18 protein-coding genes are annotated in these 22,706 nt (G+C 70.2%); 10 read left to right on the top strand and 8 right to left on the bottom strand.

Annotated features, from left to right (window positions below):
* Positions 1 to 45: 45 nt before the first annotated feature.
* Positions 46 to 1,284: an NAD(P)/FAD-dependent oxidoreductase gene (locus VLG41_RS14175; RefSeq protein ID WP_325350048.1), complete on the bottom strand. Its 1,239-nt coding sequence runs from the start codon at positions 1,282 to 1,284 to the stop codon at positions 46 to 48.
* A 157-nt stretch (positions 1,285 to 1,441) separates the two neighbouring features.
* On the opposite strand from VLG41_RS14175, the gene VLG41_RS14170 reads away from it, so the two are divergent.
* On the top strand, positions 1,442 to 2,353 hold the full coding sequence (locus tag VLG41_RS14170; RefSeq protein ID WP_325350047.1) for a LysR family transcriptional regulator: 912 nt from the start codon (positions 1,442 to 1,444) through the stop codon (positions 2,351 to 2,353).
* Between the two features lie 92 nt (positions 2,354 to 2,445).
* On the opposite strand, the gene VLG41_RS14165 is transcribed toward VLG41_RS14170, so the two are convergent.
* Positions 2,446 to 3,150, bottom strand: coding sequence for a formyltransferase family protein (locus tag VLG41_RS14165; RefSeq protein ID WP_325350046.1), 705 nt, complete (start codon positions 3,148 to 3,150; stop codon positions 2,446 to 2,448).
* Positions 3,151 to 3,236: 86 nt separating this feature from the next.
* Between VLG41_RS14165 and VLG41_RS14160 the strand changes: the two genes are divergently transcribed.
* Positions 3,237 to 4,823 (top strand): transporter substrate-binding domain-containing protein, encoded by a 1,587-nt coding sequence (locus VLG41_RS14160; protein WP_325350045.1) that lies wholly within the window; start codon positions 3,237 to 3,239, stop codon positions 4,821 to 4,823.
* Positions 4,823 to 5,473, top strand: a complete 651-nt coding sequence (locus VLG41_RS14155; RefSeq protein ID WP_325350044.1) for a hypothetical protein — start codon at positions 4,823 to 4,825, stop codon at positions 5,471 to 5,473. Before VLG41_RS14160 ends, VLG41_RS14155 begins: the two co-directional genes overlap by 1 nt.
* Here the strand turns inward: VLG41_RS14155 and VLG41_RS14150 are convergent.
* Both VLG41_RS14150 and VLG41_RS14145 read right to left on the bottom strand, forming a co-directional pair.
* Positions 5,436 to 5,906 carry a hypothetical protein gene (locus VLG41_RS14150; protein WP_325350043.1) on the bottom strand — a complete coding sequence of 157 codons (471 nt, stop codon included), beginning with the start codon at positions 5,904 to 5,906 and terminating at the stop codon, positions 5,436 to 5,438. The genes VLG41_RS14155 and VLG41_RS14150 overlap by 38 nt on opposite strands.
* Complete coding sequence (locus VLG41_RS14145) at positions 5,903 to 7,963, bottom strand: ATP-dependent helicase (protein WP_325350042.1); 2,061 nt, start codon at positions 7,961 to 7,963, stop codon at positions 5,903 to 5,905. The genes VLG41_RS14150 and VLG41_RS14145 overlap by 4 nt, the downstream gene beginning before the upstream one ends.
* Positions 7,964 to 8,071: 108 nt before the next feature.
* Between VLG41_RS14145 and VLG41_RS14140 the strand changes: the two genes are divergently transcribed.
* The 5 genes from VLG41_RS14140 (at position 8,072) to VLG41_RS14120 (ending at position 13,883) form a co-directional block, all read left to right on the top strand.
* Positions 8,072 to 9,550 carry an ATP-binding protein gene (locus VLG41_RS14140; protein ID WP_325350041.1) on the top strand — a complete coding sequence of 493 codons (1,479 nt, stop codon included), beginning with the start codon at positions 8,072 to 8,074 and terminating at the stop codon, positions 9,548 to 9,550.
* Between the two features lie 42 nt (positions 9,551 to 9,592).
* Positions 9,593 to 10,555: an AEC family transporter gene (locus VLG41_RS14135; RefSeq protein ID WP_325350040.1), complete on the top strand. Its 963-nt coding sequence runs from the start codon at positions 9,593 to 9,595 to the stop codon at positions 10,553 to 10,555.
* 174 nt (positions 10,556 to 10,729) lie between these two features.
* Positions 10,730 to 12,889, top strand: a complete 2,160-nt coding sequence (katG, locus tag VLG41_RS14130) for a catalase/peroxidase HPI (protein ID WP_325350039.1) — start codon at positions 10,730 to 10,732, stop codon at positions 12,887 to 12,889.
* Between the two features lie 86 nt (positions 12,890 to 12,975).
* The gene (locus VLG41_RS14125; RefSeq protein ID WP_325350038.1) at positions 12,976 to 13,476 is read left to right on the top strand and encodes a GAF domain-containing protein; all 501 of its coding nucleotides are present in this window, start codon (positions 12,976 to 12,978) and stop codon (positions 13,474 to 13,476) included.
* Positions 13,473 to 13,883, top strand: coding sequence for a hypothetical protein (locus tag VLG41_RS14120; protein WP_325350037.1), 411 nt, complete (start codon positions 13,473 to 13,475; stop codon positions 13,881 to 13,883). The genes VLG41_RS14125 and VLG41_RS14120 overlap by 4 nt, the downstream gene beginning before the upstream one ends.
* Here VLG41_RS14120 and priA read toward each other — a convergent pair.
* From priA to VLG41_RS14100, 4 genes are all read right to left on the bottom strand, one after another.
* Positions 13,878 to 15,941 carry a replication restart helicase PriA gene (gene priA / locus VLG41_RS14115; protein WP_325350036.1) on the bottom strand — a complete coding sequence of 688 codons (2,064 nt, stop codon included), beginning with the start codon at positions 15,939 to 15,941 and terminating at the stop codon, positions 13,878 to 13,880. The genes VLG41_RS14120 and priA overlap by 6 nt on opposite strands.
* Positions 15,942 to 16,342: 401 nt before the next feature.
* Complete coding sequence (hemE, locus tag VLG41_RS14110; protein ID WP_325350035.1) at positions 16,343 to 17,446, bottom strand: uroporphyrinogen decarboxylase; 1,104 nt, start codon at positions 17,444 to 17,446, stop codon at positions 16,343 to 16,345.
* A gap of 61 nt (positions 17,447 to 17,507) precedes the next feature.
* Positions 17,508 to 18,119: a thioredoxin family protein gene (locus tag VLG41_RS14105; RefSeq protein ID WP_325350034.1), complete on the bottom strand. Its 612-nt coding sequence runs from the start codon at positions 18,117 to 18,119 to the stop codon at positions 17,508 to 17,510.
* A gap of 57 nt (positions 18,120 to 18,176) precedes the next feature.
* Positions 18,177 to 20,414, bottom strand: a complete 2,238-nt coding sequence (locus VLG41_RS14100) for a protein-disulfide reductase DsbD family protein (protein WP_325350033.1) — start codon at positions 20,412 to 20,414, stop codon at positions 18,177 to 18,179.
* Positions 20,415 to 20,638: 224 nt separating this feature from the next.
* On the opposite strand from VLG41_RS14100, the gene VLG41_RS14095 reads away from it, so the two are divergent.
* The gene (locus VLG41_RS14095; RefSeq protein ID WP_325350032.1) at positions 20,639 to 21,856 is read left to right on the top strand and encodes a cyclopropane-fatty-acyl-phospholipid synthase family protein; all 1,218 of its coding nucleotides are present in this window, start codon (positions 20,639 to 20,641) and stop codon (positions 21,854 to 21,856) included.
* Positions 21,857 to 21,891: 35 nt separating this feature from the next.
* A partial coding sequence (locus VLG41_RS14090; protein WP_325350031.1) for a creatininase family protein occupies positions 21,892 to 22,706 on the top strand: 815 nt, incomplete at its 3' end.

Raw genomic sequence — 22,706 nt, 5'->3', positions numbered from 1 at the left:
CCCATGTCCACGCCGATGGCCCATTGCTCGCTCATTGCCGGTCCTTCATCGGAAGCGCGAGGCACTGAAAGGGGACAGGTCGACCTGGGGCGCGCGGCCCGCCACCAGGTGCGCGACCTCGCGGCCCGTGGTGGCGCCCATGCACATGCCCATGTGGCCGTGGCCGAAGGCCATCCAGGCGTTGTCCACATCGCGGCTGCGGTCGATGACGGGCAGGCTGTCGGGCATGCAGGGGCGGTGGCCCATCCACTGCGTCACGTGGGAGGTGTCCAGGTGCGGGAAGAGGCGCAGGCCCTGGCGCAGCAAGGCCTGGGCGCGTTCGTAGTTCGGCGCGCGCTTGAGGCCCGCGAACTCCACCGTGCCGGCCAGGCGCAGGCCCATGGCCATGGGGTTGATCATCAGGTTGGCCTCCGAAGCCATCACGGTGTGGCGCAGCTTGAGGTTGGAGCTGCGCACCGTGACGTGGTAGCCGCGCTGCGTTTCCAGCGGCACGCGGTCGCCCAGTTGCGCCGCGAGCGCGCCGGACCAGGCGCCGGCCGCGATCACCACGCCGTCCACCGCCAGCGGCTCGCCGCTGTCCATGCGCAGGCCGCTCACGCGCCGGCCCTCGCGCTCGAAGCCCGTGACCGAGCGGTGGTCGTGGCGCGCGCCGTCGCGCAGGGCCTGACGGCACAAGGCCTTCACCAGTTGCGAGGGGTCCAGCGTGGAGCCGTTGTCGGGCGCCAGGATGCCGAAGCGGAACTGGCCTTTCAGGTCGGGCTCCAGCGATTCCAGTTCCTCGCGCTCCACGTCCACCAGGTTCACGCCCAGCGAGCGGCGCAGGTTCATGCCCCACTTCCATTGCGCTGCGGCCTCGCGCGAGGAGTAGACGTACAGGCAGCCGGTGCGGCGCACCAGCTCGTTCGCGTTGGCGTGCTCGAGCAGCGGGCCGTAGCAGTCGAAGATGGGGCGCAGCAGGCTCTGCAGCGCGCCCGCGATGCGCGTGACCTCCTGCGGCGTGGAGTGGCGCAGCATCTGCACCAGCCAGGGCAGCACGCGCGGCAGGTAGCCCGTGCGCACGGTGAGTGGGCCCAGCGGGTCGAGCAGCCACTTGGGCACCTTGCGCCACATGCCAGGCATGCCCACGGGCAGGCAGGCGCTGGGCGAGAGCGAGCCCGCGTTGCCGAAGGAACAGGCCTCGCCCGGTTCGAGCGGATCGACGAAGGTGATCTGGTGGCCGTCGCGCTGCAGCCAGGCGGCGCTGCAGGCGCCCACGATGCCGGTGCCGATGACGGCGATGTGCATGAAATCTGGGACGAAGGGAGGGGGATCGGAAGGTGCCGGGGCATTCTAGGAACGGCCTTACCATCAACCAAGCGAATTCTTTTGATAGATCAATCAGAGAACCTGATGGCGGTGCGCGGCTCGCTCGCGTGCACCGTTGTCGATCACGGAGTCAGCCATGAACATCAGCCTGCGCCAGATGCGCGCTTTCGCCGCCGTCACGCACAGCGGCAGCTTCACCGGTGCGGCGCGCCAGCTCAACCTCACGCAGTCGGCGGTGAGCATGCTGGTGCAGCAGCTCGAGCAGGAGTTGCGTCTGCAGCTCTTCGACCGCAGCCGCGGCGCCATCACGCTCACCGAAGCGGGGCGCAACCTGCTGCCGCTGGCGCAGCGCATCCTGGAAGACGTGCGGCAGGTGGTCGATGGCGCGTCCGAGATCCGCGCGCTGCGCCGCGGCTTCCTGCGCGTGGCCACCTCGCAGATGATGGCCTGCACCTGGGTCGCCTCCATCCTCAACGCGTTCGGCGAACAGCACCCGCAGATCAGCGTGCGGCTGAAGGACGCCGTGGCCGACGACGTGGTGGACACGGTGCGCCACGGCGCGGTGGAGCTGGGCATCGGCCCCGACCGGCTCACCGGCGACGACGTGACGCGAAGCTTCCTCATGAACGTGCCGCTGCGCTTCGTCTGCCCCGAAGGCCACCCGGCGTACGGGCGCGCGAGCGTGGCCTGGAAGGACCTGCGCAACGAACGCTGGATCGGCTACTCGAACGAGTTCACTCGCCACCTGGAGCGCAGCCTGCACGCGCACGGACACGACTTCGCGCTCAACACGGTGAGCGACGTGGGCTTCCTCACCACCGCGCTGGCGCTGGCCGGGCACGGCATGGGTGTGCTGGTGGCGCCGGAGTACGCGCGGTCCTTCGCGGACAACTTCGGCGTGCGCTTCATCCCGCTGCGCGGGCCGGCGGTGCAGCGCGAGTACTTCGTCTACCAGCGCAAGGGGCAGTCGCTGTCGCCGGCGGGCGCGGCCTTCCTGACCTTGCTGCGGCAGCGCCACGGGATGCCGCGGCGCAAACTGGTGCATTGACGTTGCACATGCGGCGGTTTTGTCTCGAACGCATCATTCGGGAATCGCCGTGAAGCCCGCTGCGCCGGCCGCAGGCGCGCCGACGCGCCGCCTCAGCGTTGCGTGTCCACGAACGCCGGCTCGTGCGCGGTCGAGGCGGCGGCGCGTTCGCGGCGCCGGGCCAGCGCGGCGCGGCGCGCCCGCTCCACGATGCGCCGCATCTCGCTCACCGCGAAATGCGCGGCCACGGGTGAGCTCAGCTTGTGCATGTCCACCACCGTGGCGCCCGGTGGCAGCGGTATGCGCTCGGACCAGGCCACGATCTCGCCGGTGTCGAAGCCGTCGTCCACATGGTGCAGGGCCACCACCGCGTGGTCCCGCCCGTCGTCGATCAGCGCCTGGAAGGGGTTGGGCCCGGCGTAGGGCGAGGGCCAGGGGCCCTGCACGCAAGGGTGCAGGTTGTAAAAGCCCAGCGGGGGCGTATTGAACAGGGGCGCGTCGATGCGCTGGCCGAAGGTGGCGGCGATGCACAGGTCGGGGCACCAGTGCTCGCGAAAGACGCGGCGGAAGGCGTCGGTCTTCACCCGCCCGGTGTGCAGCGGCAGGCCATGGCGCGCGGCCTGCTCGGCCACCATGCGCGCCTCCCAGGGCTCGTGGGGGTATTGCCACACACGCCGCTCGCGGCTCACGAAACCCTGATCGACGTCGTCGGTGGCCACACCAACCACCCTGAATTGCCCACGATGGGGCCCGTGCAGCAGGGCGTCGAGCAGGCAGTAGCCGCGGTAGAAGCTGCCGAAGACGGCGATGCGAACCATTGGTGTCCTCCCAGTTCGGGTTGGTCGATGTCTGGCTTCGAATAGTAAGAACAAGGCACACATTTCGAGCTGAATGGGAGCGTGAAATGATCCAATGGTGGTATCTCTCCAGCAGCGCGGCCGGACACGCCCTCCTGGCGCTTGCACTGCTGCTGGCGCCGCGGCTGGCGGGGGCGCAGGAACTGGTGGTCGGCGTCAAGACCGACTTCGCGCCCTTCGGCTCGCTCGACGGCGAGGGCCAGCCCGTGGGTTTCGAGGCGGACCTGGCCCGGCGCCTGGGGCAGGTGCTGGGGCGGCCCGTGCGGCTGTCGGGCGTGAGCACCGAGAACCGCTTCCAGCGTCTGCAGCAGGGCAGCGTGCACCTGCTCATCGCCACGGTGGGCGACACGCGCGAGCGACGCTCGCTGGGCACAGCCGTGGAGCCGCATTACTACGCCGGCGCGGTCAACGTGCTGCTGCCGCCGGACTCGCCCATCACCGACTGGGCGGGCGTGCGCGGCCGCACCCTGTGCGCGCTGCAGGGCGCGTACTTCAACCGCGCCGTGGAGCAGCGCTTCCTGGCCACGCTGCAGACCTACCGCAGCGTGCGCGACGCGCAGCTGGCCCTGCGCTCGCGGCGCTGCGCGGGCTTCGTCTACACCGAGGTGGCCCTGCAGCACCTGCGCCAGGGCGCCGACTGGCCGGCCTACCGCCTGCTGCCCACCGCCGCGCTGCAAAGTCCCTGGGCCGTGTACCTGCCGCGGAACGCGCGCGGCAGCGAGCTCGAGCGCCGCATCGGCGACGCGCTGGCGCAATGGCACCGCGACGGCAGCCTCATCGAGCTGGAGCGGCGCTGGGGGCTGCCGCCCAGCGGCTTTCTTCAGGCCATGCAGGCGCGCTGGAATGGGCTGGGGGCCGACGGGCAACCGGCCTGCCAGCGCGATGCGCGCGGCGAGTGGCCGATCGAATGCCGCGACCCCGCCTTCATCACGGCCGAAGAGATGCCCGGCGTGCGCAGCCTGGGCTATTGGCTGCGCGACACGCTGGACCTGGACATGAGCGTGGTCTACGACCCGTTCGATGGCGCGCGCTTTGCGCGCGGCGTGGGCTGGAGCCTGTTGCTGTGCGCGGCGAGCATGGCGCTGGCCCTCGCCGTGGCCTGGGTGCTGGCGCGCGGCATGCTCGCGCGCTCGGCCGCGCCGCGGCGGCTGTGCCTGGCCCTGGCGGGCATCGAGCGCTGCCTGCCGCTGCTGCTGCAGATGTACTTCGTCTACTTCGGCCTGGGCAACTGGCTCGCGGCCGGCGCGGGCTGGACGTTGCCGCCCCTGCCCGTGGCGGTCTGGTGCCTGGGCGTGTACCACGGCACGCTCATGTCCTACATGCTGGTGGACGCCTCGCGCGCCGCCGCGCCCCAGGACCCCGTGAGCGCGCTGCGGCCCGAGCACTGGCCTGCGCTGGCGGCGCGCGCGGGCACCGGTCTGCGGGTGGTGATGAACAACCTCACCAAGGCCACCATCATTGCCTCGGCCATTGCGGTGCCGGAAATGCTCGCGGCCACGCTGAGCATCGTGTCCGACCGGGGCAATGCCCTGGCCATGATGAACCTGCTGCTGGTCACGGGCTTTGCCTTCACCGCTTTCTGGTCCATGGTGATCGGCCACAGCCTGCGCCGGCTGGCGGCCCGGAGCGCCTGATGGAGACCCTGCGGCATCTGATGCAGTGGACGCCCTTCCTGGTGCAGGGCATGGGCTGGAACGTGCTCATCGGCCTGGTGTCGGTGCTGCTGGGCACCGCGGCCGGCGGCACGCTGGTGCTGCTGCGGCTGTCGCCCTGGGCGCCGGTGCGCCGCCTCGCGCTGGTCTGCCACACGGTGATGGGCCACGCCCCCACGCTGGTGGTGATGTTCTACGTGGCGACGCTGCTGCCTTCGTCGCTGCACACGCCGCTGGGCGCGGTGGCGGTGCCGCTGTGGTTCAAGGCCTCGCTGGCGCTGGCGAGCACGTCCGCGGCCTTCGTCGCCTGGAACCTGTACGCCGCGGTGCTGAGCTGGCGCCAGGGCGATCGCGCGACGGCCATTCTGTTCGTGCCCAACTGGCTGGGCATCTTCATCATCGGCGTGCTGGCGTCCACCACGGCCTCGCTGATCGGCGTGAGCGAAGTCATCGCGCGCGCGGGCGTGGCGATCGGCGCGGCCGGCAACCAGCACATGCTGGCCACCTACGCCTGGACCTGCGCGCTGTTCGTCGTGTTCTGCGGCAGCGTGGCCTGGGCGGTGGGGCGTGGCCGCCGGGCGCTGGTGCGCCGCTTCAGCGCCAGCCCGGCGCCCTCTCGAGGCGGAAGCTGAGCACCGGGTCGGGGGAGTCGGCCCCCTCGCCGGGCCGGCGCGTGCCGCGGATGGTGACGCGCCCGCCGCAGTCCTCGGCCACGCCGCTCCAGACCGCCGTCATGGCCAGGCCGTCGTCGGACTCGTCGAGGTGGAATTCGCCGTCGGTGACGTCGCCCGACACGATGGAGCGCCGCATCTGCCCGCCGCTGCCGCGCAGCAGCTCGCCGCGCACGCTGCCGCCGTACTCGGGGTGGCGTTCCAGTTGCAGCACGCCGCTGTCGCGCGCTCGCTCGGGCGAGCCGCCCTCGGTCCAGAAGCGGGCCGTCCATTCGCCGCTCAGGCGCGCCGGCGGCATCTGCGCCAGCACCGTGCAGGCCGCGGCGGCTTGCGCGGCGGCCCCGGCGGGCAGGGCAGCGGCGGCCAGGGCGATCAGCGCGCGCCGCACCGTCATGCCTGCGCCTTGTGCTCGGCCGCGCCGTCCTGTGCGCGCTTGGCGAACTCCGCGCGCAGGGCGCGCAGCTTCTCGCGCGGGTCTTCCTTCACGGTTTCCTTGTCCAGCGCCATCTCGCCGATGAAGCGGCTGGCCGCGCCGGGCACGCTCTCGCGGCCCTTCTTGCGGCGCTTGAGCCAGCTCACCGCCAGCGTGCGCTGCGCGCGCGTGATGCCCACGTACATCAGCCGGCGCTCTTCCTGGATGCGCTGCTGCTGCACCTCGCCGCCGAGTTCGTCGTCGTCCACCTTGAAGGGCAGCAGGCCCTCGTTCACGCCCGCCAGCGTCACGTGCGGCCACTCCAGGCCCTTGGACGCGTGCAGCGTGGACAGGGTCACCACGTTCTGGTCCTGCTCGCGCTCGGACAGCGTGGAGATCAGCGCGATGGTCTGCACGACCTCCAGCAAGGTCTTGCGTTCGGTCTCGGTGGTCGCACCGGCCGCGTCGTCGATCTGCCCGCCGCAGCGCCCCGCCACCCAGTCGCAGAACTCCATCACGTTGGTCCAGCGCGCCGCGGCCACCTTCTCGTTGTCCTCGTTGTCGTACAGGTGCTGCTCGTAGCCGATGTCCTTGAGCCATTCGGTGAGGAAGGCGCGTGCCGCCTCGTGCCCCACGGTGTGGCGCGCGCGGTACTCCAGGTCGTTCACCTGGCGGCCGAACTCGTGCAGGGCGCTGATGGCGCGGCCCGACACCGCGCTGGGCAGCGAGTGCGAGAACAGCGCCGCGAACAGGCTCAGCTTGTACTGCGTGGCGAAGCCGCCGAGTTGCCCCAGGGTGGTGTGGCCGATGCCGCGCTTGGGCGTGGTGGCCGCGCGCAGGAAGGCCGGGTCGTCGTCGTTGTTGGTGAGCAGGCGCAGCCAGGCGCACAGGTCGCGGATCTCGGCCTTGTCGAAGAAGCTCTGGCCGCCCGACACCTTGTACGGTACCTGCGCTCGGCGCAGCGACTGCTCGAACGAGCGCGCCTGGTGGTTGGCGCGGTAGAGGATGGCGAAGTCGCGCCACTCCTTGTGCTGCGAATTCGCGCGCAGGCTCAGGATGCGCGCCACCGCGCGCTCGGCCTCGTGCTCCTCGTTGTCGCAGTCCACCACGCGCACCGGTTCGCCTTCGCCCAGCTCGCTCCACAGCGTCTTCTGGAACAGCTTGGGGTTGGGGCCGATGACGTTGTTGGCCGCGCGCAGGATGGCGCTGGTGGAGCGGTAGTTCTGCTCCAGCTTGATGACCTTGAGCTCGGGGAAGTCCTGCGGCAGGCGCTTCAAGTTGTCCAGCGTGGCGCCGCGCCAGCCGTAGATGGACTGGTCGTCGTCGCCCACGGCGGTGAAGCGCGCGCGCTCGCCCACCATCAGCTTGAGCAACTCGTACTGCGTGGCGTTGGTGTCCTGGTACTCGTCCACCAGCACGTGGCCCATCTTCTTCTGCCACTTCTCGCGCACCTCGGTGTGCTCGCGCAGCAGCTTCAGCGGCAGGGCGATGAGGTCGTCGAAATCCACCGCCTGGTAGGCCACCAGGCGCTCTTCATAGCGCTGCATGATCAGCGCGGTGCTGCGCTCGTTCTCGTCGCGCGCCTGCGCCAGCGCGGCGGCGCTGTTGAGGCCGGCGCTCTTCCAGGCGCTGATGGTCCACTGCCACTGGCGCGCGGTGGCGGCGTCGGTGGTGGTGCCGCAGTCCTTGAGCAGGCTGGTGATGTCGTCGGTGTCGAGGATGCTGAACTGGGGCTTCAAGCCCAGCGCCGCGCCGTCCTCGCGCAGCAGGCGCACGCCCAGGGCGTGGAAGGTGCAGATCAGCACCTTCTTCGCGTCGCGCCCCACCAGGTGGCCGGCGCGCTCGCGCATTTCGGCCGCGGCCTTGTTGGTGAAGGTGATGGCCGCGATGCGGTTGGCCTCCAGCCCGGCCTGGATCAAGCGTGCGATCTTGTGCGTGATCACGCGCGTCTTGCCCGAACCGGCGCCCGCCAGGACCAGGCAAGGCCCGCCCAGGTGGTTCACGGCTTCAAGCTGGGCGAGGTTCAGACCGGCGGACATCAGAGGCGGCGAGGCAAAGCGGGGGATGATAGCGGGCGGGGGTGTCGCGGCGGCTTCAAAGTCCTGCATATTTGACGTTATGACATCAAATATGCAAAATTCTGCGCCATGTTCTCCGCCACCGCCTACCCGTCCCATGAATTGCTGCTGCCCTACAACGCCTGGTGGGCGCAGGGCAGGGACGCTTTTGCCGATCTTCCCGCCCTCCGGCGCGATGTCTTCGACGACCTGTACGCGGACGTGAAGGGCTTGCCGCAGGTGGTGTCGGTGACGGGGCCGCGCCGGGTGGGTAAGAGCACCTTGCTGCAGCAATGTATTCAGCAGTTGCTGACCGACGCGGACGATCCCGGAGCACTGGCGCAGCGGATTGTCTATTTCTCGATGCAGGACCCGGGGCTGGAGTTGCCGGGGTTCGACCTGGACCACTTTTTCAATGAGCTGGTAAAGGCCGCCGCCACCGCAGCCAAGGAAGGGGTGGCGTATCTGTTCCTCGACGAGATCCAGCGCTTCCCGCGCTGGGAGCTGTACCTGAAAAAGTTCTACGACCTGAAGACGCCGGTGCGCTTCGTGGTCTCTGGCTCGGCGAGCACGCCGATCTTTCGCAAGTCGCGCGAGAGCTTGCTTGGGCGCATCAAGGACTACCACGTGCTGCCGTTCAGTTTTCGGGAGTGGCTCTACATGCGAATGCAGGAGACCGCGCCAGAAGAGCAGCTTTTCGCTTTGCGCAAACTCGGGGACATGGGTCGAGGGGTGCAAGCGCATTTCAGCGCTGAGGCGGTTGCGACTGTGTTGCAGGTTGCGGCGCAACACGCCGCAATGGCGGATTCACATGTCTCGGTGGAAAACTTCCTCTTCGAAGGCGGCTTCCCTGAAGTCTGGAACCTCCCCACGCTGCTCGCCAAGCAGGATTACCTCTACCAGAACCAGGTCGAGCGCGTCATCTTCGAAGACCTATTGCTCGCGGCCGAATTCCGCAAGCCCGAGATGCTGCGCCGCTTCTACCTCGGCCTGCTCAAGGACCCAGGCCGCGAGACCAACCTGTCGCAGGTGAGCAAGGAACTCGGCATGGTGCGCTCCACCATCGAGAGCTACTTCCCGCTGCTCGAAGCCACCGACCTCGTGTGGCGCCTGCACAAGCACACCAGCACCAAGGCCACGCCCAAGGCCGGCAACTTCAAGACCTACCTGGTCGACCTTGCCGTGCGCAACGCGGTGATGAAGCTGAACCAGGCTCACCTCGTGGCCGATGCCACGCTCATGGGCGCCTATGCGGAGAACGTGGTGGCCAACCACCTGCGGCGCTGGCCCGGGTTGGTGGAGTTGGGCTACTGGCGCCGCAACAACGACGAGATCGACTTCATCGTGGACCTGGGCCACAGCCGCATTGCGGTGGAGGTGAAGTACCGTAACGAGGTGCAGGACAAGGACATACTCAAGGCGGCCGAACTGGCGAACCAACTGGGTTGCGAGGCGTGTGTGGTGGTTTGCAAGGGGCCGCTGGAGACCGCGGCCATTGACCGGTTGAAAAAGGCGGCCGCCGTGCCACTGGCCGTGGTGCCCCTGGCCGCCTTCCTCATGCTGTTCTGAGCGCGACCGAACCGCTCCGCGCCCCCTGACACAATCCCGCCCGTGCTGCAGGTCCTGCTCATCACCTTCCCCTTCTTCGCGCTCGTGCTCGCCGGCTACCTGGCCGCTCGGCGGCGACTGCTGCCACTGGAGGCCATCCCCGGGCTCAACGGCTTCGTGCTGTTCTTTGCGCTGCCCTGCATGCTGTACCGCTTCGGCTCCACCACACCGATCGCGCAGTTGCTGGACGCCCAGGTCGCCGGCCTGTACCTGCTGTGCGGGCTGGTGGTGGTGGCGGCCACCATCGCTGTCACGCTGAACGCCCGCATCCGCTGGAACGACGCCGCCTTTGGCGCGCTGGTGGCGGCCTTCCCCAATTCGGGCTTCATGGGCGTGCCCCTCATCGTGGCCCTGCTGGGCGACGCGGCGGCGGGCACGGTGATCCTCACCATGGTGGTGGACATGGTGGTCACCAGCTCGTTGTGCATCGCGCTCTCGCGTCTGGACGGTGCCCAGGGCAGCGGCGGCGCCGCCGTCTTCGCCGCTGCGCGCAAGGCGCTGCGCGGCGTGCTCACCAACCCCATGCCCTGGGCCATCGGCCTGGGCGGCGTGGCCTCGGCCTGGGCCTTCCGGTTGCCCGGCCCGGTGGAAAAGACGGTCTGGCTGCTGGCCGACGCGGCCTCGCCGGTGGCGCTGTTCACCATCGGCGCGGTGCTGGCCCGTGCGCAGATGACGGCCAACCACCCCATGCCGGTGAGCGACTACCTGCCGGTGGCCGTGTTGAAGCTGGTCGTGCACCCGCTGCTGGTGCTCGGCGCGGGCCTGGTGGCCATGCGCCTGGGCCTGGGGCTCACCAGCGCCACGCTCACGGTGGTGGTGCTGACCGCGGCCCTGCCCAGCGCCAGCAACGTCTCGCTGCTGGCCGAGCGCTTCGGCGCGGACAACGGGCGCATCGCCCGCATCATCCTGGTGACCACCGCGGTGGCCTTCCTCACCTTCTCCGGCGCCGTCACGCTGTTGACCTGAAGCGCTGCTTCCATCAAGGAAGCTTCATCCCCTCATCGATAGTTATGATCTATCGATGATATTCGCTCAATTGCCTGGACCTTGATCGGGCGGCTCACCAGAATGCCTGAGGTCGCAGCTCCCGGCTTGCCGTGAGCGCGACCCATACCAACCCGCCCCCACCAGGAGACCGCCATGTCAGAAGCCAAGTGTCCCTTCCACGCCCCCGCCAGCGGAGGCACGTCCAACAAGGACTGGTGGCCGAACCAGTTGCGCCTGGACCTGCTGAACCAGCACTCGAGCCGCTCCAACCCCCTGGGCACCTCGTTCAAGTATGCCGACGAGTTCAAGAAGCTCGACTACAAGGCCCTCAAGGCCGACCTCAACGCCCTGATGACCGATTCGCAGGACTGGTGGCCCGCCGACTTCGGCAACTACGCCGGTCTCATGATCCGCATGGCCTGGCACAGCGCCGGCACCTACCGCGTGGGCGATGGCCGCGGCGGCGCCGGGCGCGGCCAGCAGCGCTTCGCGCCGCTGAACTCCTGGCCCGACAACGTGGCCCTGGACAAGGCGCGCCGCCTGCTGTGGCCGATCAAGCAGAAGTACGGGCAGAAGATCTCCTGGGCCGACCTGATGATCCTGGCGGGCAACGTGGCGCTCGAGAACGCGGGCTTTCGCACCTTCGGCTTCGCCGGTGGGCGCGAGGACGTGTGGGAGCCCGACCAGGACGTGTACTGGGGCAAGGAGACCGCCTGGCTGGCCGGCAGCACCACGCCCAACAGCCGCTACTCGCACAACAAGCCCGGTGAGCGCGACCTGGAGAACCCCCTGGGCGCCGTGCAGATGGGCCTCATCTACGTGAACCCCGAAGGCCCGGACGGCAGCGGCGACCCGGTGGCCGCGGCCAGGGACATCCGCGAGACCTTCAAGCGCATGGCGATGGACGACGAGGAGACGGTGGCGCTGATCGCTGGCGGCCACACCCTGGGCAAGACGCACGGCGCGGGCGCGGCGAGCAACGTGGGCGTGGAGCCCGAGGGCGGCGAGCTGGAAGCGCAGGGCTTCGGCTGGACCAGCAAGCACGGCAGCGGCATGGGCGCCGACACCATCACCTCCGGCCTGGAGGTGACCTGGACCAGCACCCCCGCGCGCTGGAGCAACGACTTCTTCCAGTTCCTCTTCAAGTACGAGTGGGAGCAGACCAGGAGCCCGGCCGGCGCCATCCAGTGGGAGGCCAAGGGGGCCGAAGCCTTCATCCCCGGCCCCACGCCCGACTCGCCCAAGCGCAAGCCCAGCATGCTGACGACGGACCTCTCGCTGCGCTTCGACCCGGCCTACGAGAAGATCTCGCGCAAGTTCCTGAACGACCCGCAGGCCTTCGCCGACGCGTATGCGCGCGCCTGGTTCAAGCTGACGCACCGCGACCTCGGGCCGAAGTCGCGCTACCTGGGGCCCGAGGTCCCGAAGGAAGACCTGATCTGGCAGGACCCGCTGCCGGCGGCCACGCACCAGCCCACGGCGGCCGACATCGCCGACGCGAAGGCGAAGATCGCCGCCGCCGGAATCCCCGTGTCCGACCTTGTGACCACCGCCTGGGCCTCGGCCTCCACCTTCCGTGGCGGTGACAAGCGCGGCGGGGCCAACGGCGCGCGCATCCGCCTGGCGCCGCAGAAGGACTGGGCCGTCAACGCCATCGCGGTGAAGACGCTGCCCAAGCTGGAGGCCATCCAGAAGGCCAGCGGCAAGCTCTCGCTGGCCGACGTGATCGTGCTGGCCGGCGGCGTGGGCATCGAGATGGCCGCCCAGGCGGCGGGCGCCACGGTGGAGGTGCCTTTCGCGCCGGGCCGAGTGGACGCCACGCTGGAACAGACCGATGTGGAGTCGTTCAGCCATCTGGAGCCTTTCGCCGATGGCTTTCGCAACTACCTGAAAGCGCCGTCGCCGGTGCCGGCCGAGCACCTGCTGGTGGACAAGGCCCAGTTGCTGACCCTGACGGCGCCCGAGATGACGGCGCTGGTGGGCGGCCTGCGCGTGCTGGGCGCCAACTTCGACGGCAGCAAGCTGGGTGTTCTCACCGCCAGGCCGGGCACGCTGACGAACGACTTCTTCGTCAACCTGCTGGACATGCGCACCGTCTGGGGCCCGGCTGGCGACCACTTCGAAGGCCGCGATCGCAAGAGCGGCACGGTGAAGTGGACGGGCAGCCGCGCCGATCTGGTGTTCGGCTCCAACTCGGTGTTGCGCGCCCTGGCCGAGGTCTACGCCAGCGCCGACGGCAAGGACAAGTTCATCAAGGACTTCGTGGCCGCCTGGGTGAAGGTGATGAACCTCGATCGTTTCGACCTGGCCTGAGGCCGGCGCCGGGCGGGGCTCAAGCCCCGGCCGGGGGCGGCCGATATCCCGGGCATGGGCACGGCGTCCGTGCCCGGGATTGACCCATGATCACCGCCCCCATTCCCAGCGACGAGGAGATCCGCCTGCAGGCGCTGCGCGATCTGCTGCTGCTCGACACGCCGCCCGAGGAGCGCTTCGACCGCATCACCCGCTTTGCGATGAACGAGTTCGAGGTGCCGATCGCCACGGTCTCCTTCGTCGACCGCGACCGCCAGTGGTTCAAGTCGCAGTTCGGTCTGGACAGCATCGAGACGCCGCGCGACGTGTCCTTCTGCGGCCACGCCATCCTGGAGCGCCAGACCCTGGTGGTGCCGGACGCGCTCAAGGACGAGCGCTTCCTCGACAACCCCATGGTGGTCGGGCCGCCCTGGGTCCGCTTCTACGCGGGTGCCGTGCTGCGCATGCCCTGGGGACCCGCGGTGGGCACGCTGTGCATCATGGACCGTCGGCCGCGCCAGATCGATCGCCTGGGGCTGAGCATCCTGTGCTCGCTGCGCGACCTCGTGGTCGACGAGCTGGTGCGACGCGAGGAGGCTACTTCATGAGTCCCTCGGTGCAGGGCCGCCTGCCCCAGTTGTTGTTGATCGAACCCGATCGCATGGTGCGCAGCTCCGTGTCCAGCGTGTGCCGCGGCATGGACCTCGCGCAGGTGCACCAGGCCGCCACGCTGGCCATCGGGCAGCAGATGCTGCAGGCACAGCGCATGGACGCGCTGCTGGTATCGCTGGCCGAAGGCGAGGCCGCGCTGGCCCTGCTGGCGCGTTTGCGGGAGAGCCACCCGAAGATGCAGATGGCGGTGATGGCCACCAGCGCCAATGCCGCCATCGTTCAGCAACTCAAGGCCCTGGGCATCCGCCGGCTGTTGCTGCAGCCATTCAAGATTCGCGACGTGGTGCTGACGGTGGAGGCACTGTGCGAGGTGCTGCCGCTGGCCGCCACGGCGGGCTCATAAGGACAGCGGGTCCACGTCCACCGCGAAGCGGATGAGGCCGCGCGCCTCGGGCAGGGCGCGGCATTGCAGCAGCACCGCCTGCCAGGCGGCCAGGAAGCGCTGCAGCGCCGCGCGCGAAGGGCTTTCCACCAGCAACTGCGCGCGCTCGACGTTGGCCACGCGTTGGATGGTGAGCGGCACGGCGGGGAACAGGGTCACGGCCTCGCGGTGCGGCAGGTCCTGCGCGGCGGCCGCCGCCGCGTTCAGGAAGCCCTGCGCCGCCTCTTGCGTGCGCGCGTCGGCGCGCAGCAGCGCCTGGTGCGCGAAGGGCGGCATGCCCGCGGCCTCGCGATCCGCCAGTTCGGTGTCCGCGAAGCCGGCGAAGTCGTGCGCGCGCAGGTGCGTGAACAGCGGGTGCTCGGGCACCCAGGTCTGCACCCACAGCTCGGCCGCGCCGCTGTGCGCGGCGTCGCGCCCCGCGCGCCCGCCGGCCTGCATCAGCAGCGCGAACAGGCGCTCGGGCGCGCGGTGGTCGGCGGCGAACAGGGCGGCGTCGGGCTGCACGGCGGCCACCAGGGTGATGCGGCGGAAGTCGTGCCCCTTGGCGATCATCTGCGTGCCCACCAGCACGTCCACCTCGCCCGCGTGCAGGGCGGCCAGCTGCGCCTCCAGGCTGCCCTTGGCCTTGGTGGTGTCGGCGTCCATGCGCGCCACGCGCACCGGGCCGCCGTCGGGGCGGCGCGCGTCGGCCAGCAGGCCGGCGAGTTGTTCCTCCACCTGCTCGGTGCCGCGGCCCACGGGTTCGATGTCGAGGTTGCCGCAGTCGGGGCAGGCGCGCGGCACGCGCTGGGTGAAGCCGCAGTGGTGGCAGCGCAGGGTGCGGTCGAGCTTGTGGAAGACGCGGTAGGCGCTGCAGTGCGGGCAGGCGCTCTTCCAGCCGCAGGCGTGGCAGGCCAGCACGGGCGCGTAGCCGCGCCGGTTGATCAGCACCAGGCACTGCTCGCCGCGTGCGATGCGCTCGCCCATGGCGGCCAGCAGCGGCGGCGCCAGCAGCGCGCCCTTGGGCTGGTGGTTCATGTCCACCAGGCGCAGGCGCGGCAGTGCGCCGCCACCGATGCGCGCGGGCATCTCCAGCCGCCGGTAGCGGCCCTGTTCGCTGGCGTGCCAGCTCTCCAGCGAGGGCGTGGCCGAGCCCAGCAGCACGCGCGCGTTCTGCAATTTGCCGCGGTAGATGGCCAGGTCGCGCGCCGAGTAGCGCGCGCCGTCCTGGCTCTTGTAGCTGGGGTCGTGCTCCTCGTCGACGACGACCAGGCGCAGCCCGGGCAGGCTGGCAAAGACCGCCAGGCGCGTGCCCAGGACGATGCGCGCGCGCCCGGTGTGCGCCGCGATCCAGGCCGCCAGGCGCTGCGCGGGCGTCATGCCGCTGTGCAGGCAGACCACGGTGTCATCGCCGAAGCGGGCCCGAAAGCGCGCCTCCAACTGGGGCGTGAGGTTGATCTCGGGCACCAGGATGAGCGCCTGGGCGGCGGGGTCGGCGGCCAGGGTGCGCTCGGTGGCCTGCAGGTAGACCTCGGTCTTGCCGCTGCCGGTGGCACCGAACAGCAGGGCCGGTGCGGGGTCGGCGCCGGCCACGGCGTCCAGCGCGGCGGCCTGCTCGGGGGTGAGCGCGCGGGCGCTGTCGGCCGTCACGGCGGCGGGCGCGGCGCGGGCGGGGCGCTTGAGCCGACGGGCGAGTTGCGTCGGGTCCAGCTCGCGCAGCGGCGGCGGCAGGGCTGCCAGGGCCACCTCGCCCAGGGCGCGCTGGTAGTAGCGGGCGGCAAAACCCACCAGTTCGCGCCAGGCCTCATCCAGTGGGGGCAGCGCATCCAGCACCTGGGCCACGTCGCGCGCCTGTCCCTCGGCCAGGCCCTCGGGCGGTGTGGCGTCGTTGCGCCACACGATGCCCAGCACCTCGCGCGCGCCCAGGGGCACGCGCACCAGCGTGCCGGGCGGCAGGGCGCGCTCGCTGCGGTAGCTCAGGGTGTCGCCCACCCCGCTGTGGGCGGGGGTGGCGACGACCACGGCCGGCCAGTGACTCATGCTTAGGATTGGTTCCTCACGTTTGTCGGCGAAATCGCCGCTAAGTGCTTGATGTGAAAGCGTTGGCGAACATATCCAACGCTTCTGTGGATAACTTTGTTGATAGCGCGCTGCCGTCGCGTCGCAGCCCTTGCAAATCAAGGCCTTGCTTAAATTGCCTCAAAAAAAGGCAGGCAACAAAGCATAATGAAATCAACAACTTAGCGGGCAATGTCCCCCCGGTTCAGGGGCGGCCTGGAGGGATGCCAGGATGGCGCACCGCAGCACAAATTTTGTGCATAACTGATGCCTGTCAAGCGATTTTTCAGGTGGTTTTTGTGCTAGGCGGGCTGTGATGACCGGTTGATGACAGGGCATGACCGGTCGTCGCACTCCTGAAAACGCAGCGCGCGACCGTGCAATCACACCGCCTGGCGCATCCGGCGCGAATGGGAATGCACGGCCTCCACGAGCGCGCTCACGTGCTCGGGCGGCGTGTGCTGGCTGATGCCGTGGCCGAGGTTGAAGATGTGCGTGGGCCCGGTGCCCGGACCCGTGTGCGGCTGGCCGAAGCTCTCCAGTACCTTGATCGCTTCGGCCTCGATGGCGGCGGGCGGGGCGAACAGCACGTTGGGATCGATGTTGCCTTGCAGGGCCTTGGCGTGCGGGCCTTCGCCCATTTGTGCGCGCGCACGGGCCAGGGAGACGGTCCAGTCCAGGCCCAGCACCTCGCAGTCCAGCGGTTTCATGTCGTCGAGCCACAAGCCGCCGCCCTTGGTGAAGACGATGCGCGGAATGGTCGTGCCTTCGTGTTCGCGCTTCAGTTGCGATAGCACGCGCCTGGTGTACGCGAGGCTGAAGGTCTGGAACGCGCCATCGGCCAGCACGCCGCCCCAGCTGTCGAAGACCATGACCGCCTGCGCGCCGGCCTCGATCTGCGCATTGAGGTACACGGCCACCGCGTCGGCGTTGGTGGCGAGGATGCGGTGCATGAGGTCGGGCCGCGAGTACATGAGCGACTTGACCAGGCGGTAGTCGTCGGAGCCGCCGCCTTCGACCATGTAGCAGGCCAAGGTCCAGGGGCTGCCGGAGAAGCCGATGAGGGGCACGCGGCCGTCGAGCGCGCGGCGGATGGAGGTAACCGCGTCGAAGACGTAGCGCAGCTTGTCCATGTCGGGCACTGCGAGGGCGTCGACGTCGGTCTCGGTGCGCACGGTCTTCTCGAACTTCGGGCCTTCGCCGAGCGCGAAGGACAGGCCCAGGCCCATGGCGTCGGGGATGGTGAGGATGTCGGAGAAGAGGATGGCGGCGTCGAGCGGGTAGCGCGCCAGTGGCTGGAGGGTGACCTCGGTGGCGTGGTCGACGTTGGTGGCCAGGCCCATGAAGCTGCCGGCCCTGGCGCGCGTGGCGCGGTACTCGGGCAGGTAACGGCCGGCCTGACGCATGAGCCACACGGGGGTGTGGTCGGTGGACTGGCGCAGGCAGGCGCGCAGGAAGCTGTCGTTCTTCAGGGGAGCAAAAGGCATGGGGTCGCTGAGGGCCTGGGGGTATCGGGGGATTATCCCCACCCCCGCCGCGACCCTGGAATCAGACCGCGTACTTGATCGTGCAGCCGTACGGCCGGCTGGTGGTCACGCTCAAGGGCTTGCCCGCGGCGATCTCGGTCATTGCCTGGCGGATGTAGTTCGTGGCCTTGGGGATGTCGTCCACCCGCGCCGAAGGAATGCTGTCGATGCCGCCCGCATAGGCCAGCTTGCCCTGCGGGTCGATGAGGTACATGTGCGGCGTCACGCGCGCCGCGTAGGCCCGGCCCACCTTGCCGTCCTCGTCCATCAGCGTGGCCGTGGGCGCGCCCTTCTGCTCGCTCATCCAGCGGCCCAGTTGCGGCGGCGTCATGTAGTCGCTGCTGGCGTCCTCGGTGGAGTTGATCGCCAGCCACACCAGGCCCTTGTCCGCCGCTTCCTTCTGCAGCGCCTGCATGTTGCCCTGGTAGTGCTTGCGCACGAAGGGGCAGCCGGGGTTGTTCCACTCCAGCACCACGTGCTTGCCGCGGAAGTCGGACAGCTTCACCGGCTTGCCCGCCGTGTCGGTGAGCGTGAAGTCGGGCGCGGCCTGGCCCACGGCGGCGGCGTGCGCGGCGGGCAGGAAGGCGGTGAGGGGCGACAGCGCACCCCAGGCGATCAGCGGACGGCGTTTCATGGTGGCTCCAGTCGGACGGTTGCGGTTGACGAACAACGGAAGACGGGCGGCGCGCGATCAGAGCGCGGCCAGCGCCGTGCGGACCTCCTCGACACTCAGCACTTCGGTCAGCACCTGCACGGGCTGGCCGTTCTTGTGGAGGGCGTACACCGGCACGCCGTTGCGGCCCAACGCGGCCAGGGCCTGCGTCACGGCGGGGTCGCGGCGCGTCCAGTCGGCGCGCAGCAGCGCCACGTTCTTGCCGGCCACGTCGCCCAGCACGCGCTCGTCGGCCAGCGTGGTGCGCTTGTTGTACTGGCAGGTGACGCACCAGGCGGCGGTGAAGTCGACGAAGACCGGGCGGCCCTGCGCCAGCAGTTCGGCCTGGCGCTGCGGGCTCCAGGGCTCCCAGGCCAGGCCGGCCACGCCGGTGGCCGTGGCGGCGGTGGCCTCGCCGTCCTGCAGGCGCAGCACGTTGGGGCCGATGCCCACCGCCAGCGCCAGCAGCGCCGCCAGCGACAGGCCGCCCAGCACCACGCGGCCCTTGCCGCGCAGGCCCAGCGACCAGATGGCCAGCGCCAGCGCGACCAGCAGCATGAGCAGCGCCGCCGCACCGTCGATGCCGCTTTGCTGGCCCAGCACCCACAGCAGCCACACCACGGTGGCGAACATGGGGAAGGCCATGAACTGCTTGAAGCGCTCCATCCACGGGCCGGGGCGTGGCAGGGCGCGCGCCACGGCGGGCACCCAGCTCGCCAGCAGGTAGGGCAGGGCCATGCCCAGGCCCAGCACGCCGAAGATCAGCAGGGCCTGCGGGCCGGGCAGGGCGATGGCCAGGCCCAGCGAGGCGCCCATGAACGGTGCGGTGCAGGGCGATGCCACGGCCGTGGCCAGCACGCCGGTGAGGAAGGCGTCGGCCGTGGGGTGGCGCGCCTGCAAGGTGGCCAGCCCACTGGGCAGCACCTTGCCGAACTCGAACAGGCCGGCCAGGTTGAGGCCGATGAGGGTGAACAGCGTGGCCAGCGCGGCCACCACCGTTGGGCTCTGCAATTGAAAGCCCCAGCCGAGCTGCTCGCCCGCCGCGCGCAGGGACAGCAGCAGGCCGCCCAGCGCCAGGAAGGACAGCACCACGCCCGCCGTGTAGGCCAGGCCGTGGGCGCGTCGCGCGCGCGGATCGCCGCCGTGCCGGGCGAAGCCGGTCACCTTGATGGCCAGCACGGGGAACACGCAGGGCATGAGGTTGAGGATGAGGCCGCCGATGAGCGCGCCGATGAGCGCCGCGCCGAGCGTGAGCGCGCTGGCCGGTGTGGTGGCCGACGCGGCGGCCGAGCGCGCGGCGTTGGCGTCGAGCGCGGCCTGCAGGGCGTCGGGCACGCCGGCGGTGGGCAGCGGCGCCGGGGCGGGCCAGGTGCCCTGCACGGGCACGGCGGCCAGGCGCGCGCCGGTCTCGCCCGGGCCTTCGCCTGCGGGCTGGGCGGGCGCCACCACCAGGTCCATGGCCGTGGGGCTGTCGAAGCGCTGGGGCGACAAGGGCACGCGCGCGGTCCAGCGGGCGCCGTCCCAGGCCTGGGTCCAGGCGGCGCCGGGCTCGATGACACCGCCCAGTTCGGGGAAGAACTCCAGCTCGCGCCCGCGCCACTCGGCGGGCAGGCCGTCCAGGGCCACGCGCAGGAAGCCGTCCTCGGGCGCGACCTGGCTGTTGCCCGCCTTCAGGTCGCGCGGCCGGGCGTCGCGCATGGCCGCGAAGAGCTCGCCGTGGCCGCCGGTGGCGCCCTGAGTGGGCAGGCGCAGGGTGAAGCTCGCTTCTTCGGGGATGCATTCCTTGCGGCACACCAGCCAGCTCGCGTCCAGCCGCACGTCCACGGCCTCGCCGCGGAAGTTGTCGCTCACCGTCAGCGGCACGGGCAGCACCACGGTGCCGTCGTAGCCGTAGTTGGCCAAGGTGCCGATGGGGAATTTGCGCGGCGTGGGCCAGTCGATGCCGCCGGCGCTCACGCCATCGGGCAGGGTCCAGCGCAGCTCGGTGGCCAGGCCCGAATCGCCCGGGTTCTTCCAGTAGGTGTGCCAGTGCGGTGCATGGTCCAGGCGCAGGCCCAGCCAGACGGTGCGGCCGGCGCGGGCGCCCTCGGGCGCGTGGGCCAGCAGTTCGGCGCGCGTCTGCTCCGACTGGAACACGCCGGCGGCGGGGGCGCCCTTCATGAGGGCGGCCAGGTTCTGGGCGCCGGAGACCGCCGGGAGGCCCAGGGCCAGGGCGCCCAGGGCGGCGAGCAGGAGGCGCCGCGCGCGCGCGGCCAGGGGCGAGAGGGGCAGGGTCATGACGGGGGAATTGTCGGCGCCCGTGGGCGCCGCGGTATGAGCGGGCGGCGGCGGCCGAGTTCCGCCAGGGCCTTTGTCTGGGCACGGGTTTTGCCAGTGGGGCGAAAGAGGCGAATGAAGTGATGGATCGGTGCCGATTTGTCACCGGCGATTCACGGATGCGGTTTTTTGGGTAAAACCGCAGCTTGGCTTGACGTCAAACACCACCATTGGAGGGGTCCTGCATGGGAGCAATCGTGGAAATGGCGCTGATGCCCTGGGCACGGCGCATGCAAGACAAGGTCAACCTGCCGGTGCGGCTGTACTGGCGCGACGGCGGCACGCCGATCGACCTCGGCCGCTTCGAGCAGCCCCGGGTCACCATCCGCGTGAAGGACGCCAGCGGCCTGCCGCTGCTGATCGACCCCAACCTGGACACGCTGGGGCGCGCCTATGTGGAGGGGCTGATCGACGTGGAGGGCTCGCTGACCGACGTGCTGGCGGCGGCCCACGGCCTGGCCGACAACGCCCAGCCCGAGAACGGCCTCATGGGGCGCATCAAGCGCAGCTTCACGCACACGCGTGAGACCGACTCCGAGGCCATCCAGTACCACTACGACGTCTCCAACGCCTTCTATGGCGAGTGGCTGGACGAGAACATGGTCTATTCCTGCGCCTACTTCGAGAACGGCGACGAGACGCTGGACCAGGCGCAGGTGAAGAAGATCGACCACATCCTGCGCAAGGTCCAGCTGCGGCCGGGCCAGCGCCTGCTCGACATCGGCTGCGGCTGGGGTGCGCTGGTGCTGCGCGCGGCGCAGCAATTCGGCGCGCACTGCGTAGGGGTCACGCTGTCGCAGAACCAGTTCGACCTGGCCACCGAGCGCGTGAAGCGGGCCGGCCTGCAGGACCGCATTCAGATCCGCCTGCAGGACTACCGCGACGTGAAGGACGGCCCCTTCGACCGCATCACCAGCGTGGGCATGTTCGAGCACGTGGGCCTGGACAACCTGGTGCCCTACTTCCAGAAGATCCGCCAACTGCTCACGCCCGACGGCTGGGCCATGAACCACGGCATCACCAGCACCGACGCCAACGACGGCGAGACCGCGCACGGCGGCGGCAGCTTCATCGAGCGCTACGTGTTCCCGCGCGGCGAACTGCCGCACATCGCCACCGTGCTGCGCACCCTGCAGGAAGGTGGCCTGGAGGCCTTCGACATCGAAAACCTGCGCCGCCACTACGCGCGCACCTGCGGGCTGTGGAGCGAGCGCTTCGAGGCCAAGGCCGCCGCGCTGCGCGCCATGGTCGACGAGAAGACCTGGCGCATCTGGCGCGTGTACCTGGCCGGTTGTTCCTGGGCCTTCGAGCACGACGAGATCGCGCTGTTCCAGGTGCTGTGCCGGCCCTCGGGCCGGGCGGCGAGCGAGCTGCCGTGGTCGCGCGGCTGGCTCTACCGCTGACGCGCAAACGGCGGCGGCGCCCGTAAGATCGGGCGATGTCCGCCGCCACCCCTTCCTCGCGCTACTGGCAAGACCTCAGCGCCGCCGAGTTCGCGGCGCTCGACCGCGGGCGCGCCATCGCCGTGCTGCCCGTGGCGGCCACCGAGCAGCACGGGCCGCACCTGCCGCTGTCGGTGGACGCGGACATCGCGCGCGGCGTGATCGAGACCGCTCTGGGGCACCTGCCGGACGACCTGCCGGCGCTGTTCCTGCCGCTGCAAGCCGTGGGTTTCTCGCCCGAGCACACGGCCTTCGCGGGCACGCTCACGCTCAAGGCGGAGACGCTGATCCGCCTGTGGACCGAGCTGGCCGAGTGCGTGGCCGACGCGGGCGTGAAGAAGCTGCTGATCTTCAACACCCACGGCGGACAGGTGGGCCTGCTCGACCCGGTGGCGCGCGACCTGCGCGCGCGCCGCGGGCTGCTGGTGGTGAGCACGAGCTGGTTCCACCTGCCCCTGCTCGATGCGCAGGGGCAGGACGTGAACGCGCGGTTCTCCGCGCACGAGCACCGCTTCGGCGCGCATGCGGGCGAGGTGGAAACGGCGCTGATGCGCGTGCTCAATCCGGGGCGCGTGCGCATGGAGCTCGCGCGCAACTTCGCCTCGAGCAGCGAGCAGCGCGCCCAGCGCTTCGAGACCCTGGGCAACGGGCGCAGCGCGAAGTTCGCCTGGCAGGCGCAGGACCTCAACCCCTCGGGCGCGGTGGGCAACGCCAGCGCGGCCACGGCGGAGAACGGGCGCGCGCTGCTGGACGCGGCGGGGCGGGCCCTGGCGAAGCTGCTGGTGGAGATGGATCAGCTGCCGGCGGACAC

Source organism: Hydrogenophaga sp. (genome assembly GCF_035481345.1).
GTDB lineage: Bacteria > Pseudomonadota > Gammaproteobacteria > Burkholderiales > Burkholderiaceae_C > Hydrogenophaga.
Note: the sequence above shows the minus strand (reverse complement) of the source record. Positions and strands in the feature narration are given on the sequence as shown.

Bases quoted from the DNA above. Each gene is read 5' to 3' on its own strand.
- VLG41_RS14125 (WP_325350038.1), top strand. From the start codon at position 12,976: ATGATCACCGCCCCCATTCCCAGCGACGAGGAGATCCGCCTGCAGGCG.
- VLG41_RS14120 (WP_325350037.1), top strand. From the start codon at position 13,473: ATGAGTCCCTCGGTGCAGGGCCGCCTGCCCCAGTTGTTGTTGATCGAA.
- VLG41_RS14175 (WP_325350048.1), bottom strand. From the start codon at position 1,284: ATGCACATCGCCGTCATCGGCACCGGCATCGTGGGCGCCTGCAGCGCC.
- VLG41_RS14160 (WP_325350045.1), top strand. From the start codon at position 3,237: ATGATCCAATGGTGGTATCTCTCCAGCAGCGCGGCCGGACACGCCCTC.
- katG (WP_325350039.1), top strand. From the start codon at position 10,730: ATGTCAGAAGCCAAGTGTCCCTTCCACGCCCCCGCCAGCGGAGGCACG.
- VLG41_RS14165 (WP_325350046.1), bottom strand. From the start codon at position 3,150: ATGGTTCGCATCGCCGTCTTCGGCAGCTTCTACCGCGGCTACTGCCTG.
- VLG41_RS14140 (WP_325350041.1), top strand. From the start codon at position 8,072: ATGTTCTCCGCCACCGCCTACCCGTCCCATGAATTGCTGCTGCCCTAC.
- VLG41_RS14150 (WP_325350043.1), bottom strand. From the start codon at position 5,906: ATGACGGTGCGGCGCGCGCTGATCGCCCTGGCCGCCGCTGCCCTGCCC.
- VLG41_RS14095 (WP_325350032.1), top strand. From the start codon at position 20,639: ATGGGAGCAATCGTGGAAATGGCGCTGATGCCCTGGGCACGGCGCATG.
- VLG41_RS14155 (WP_325350044.1), top strand. From the start codon at position 4,823: ATGGAGACCCTGCGGCATCTGATGCAGTGGACGCCCTTCCTGGTGCAG.
- VLG41_RS14105 (WP_325350034.1), bottom strand. From the start codon at position 18,119: ATGAAACGCCGTCCGCTGATCGCCTGGGGTGCGCTGTCGCCCCTCACC.
- hemE (WP_325350035.1), bottom strand. From the start codon at position 17,446: ATGCCTTTTGCTCCCCTGAAGAACGACAGCTTCCTGCGCGCCTGCCTG.
- VLG41_RS14170 (WP_325350047.1), top strand. From the start codon at position 1,442: ATGAACATCAGCCTGCGCCAGATGCGCGCTTTCGCCGCCGTCACGCAC.
- VLG41_RS14145 (WP_325350042.1), bottom strand. From the start codon at position 7,963: ATGTCCGCCGGTCTGAACCTCGCCCAGCTTGAAGCCGTGAACCACCTG.
- priA (WP_325350036.1), bottom strand. From the start codon at position 15,941: ATGAGTCACTGGCCGGCCGTGGTCGTCGCCACCCCCGCCCACAGCGGG.
- VLG41_RS14100 (WP_325350033.1), bottom strand. From the start codon at position 20,414: ATGACCCTGCCCCTCTCGCCCCTGGCCGCGCGCGCGCGGCGCCTCCTG.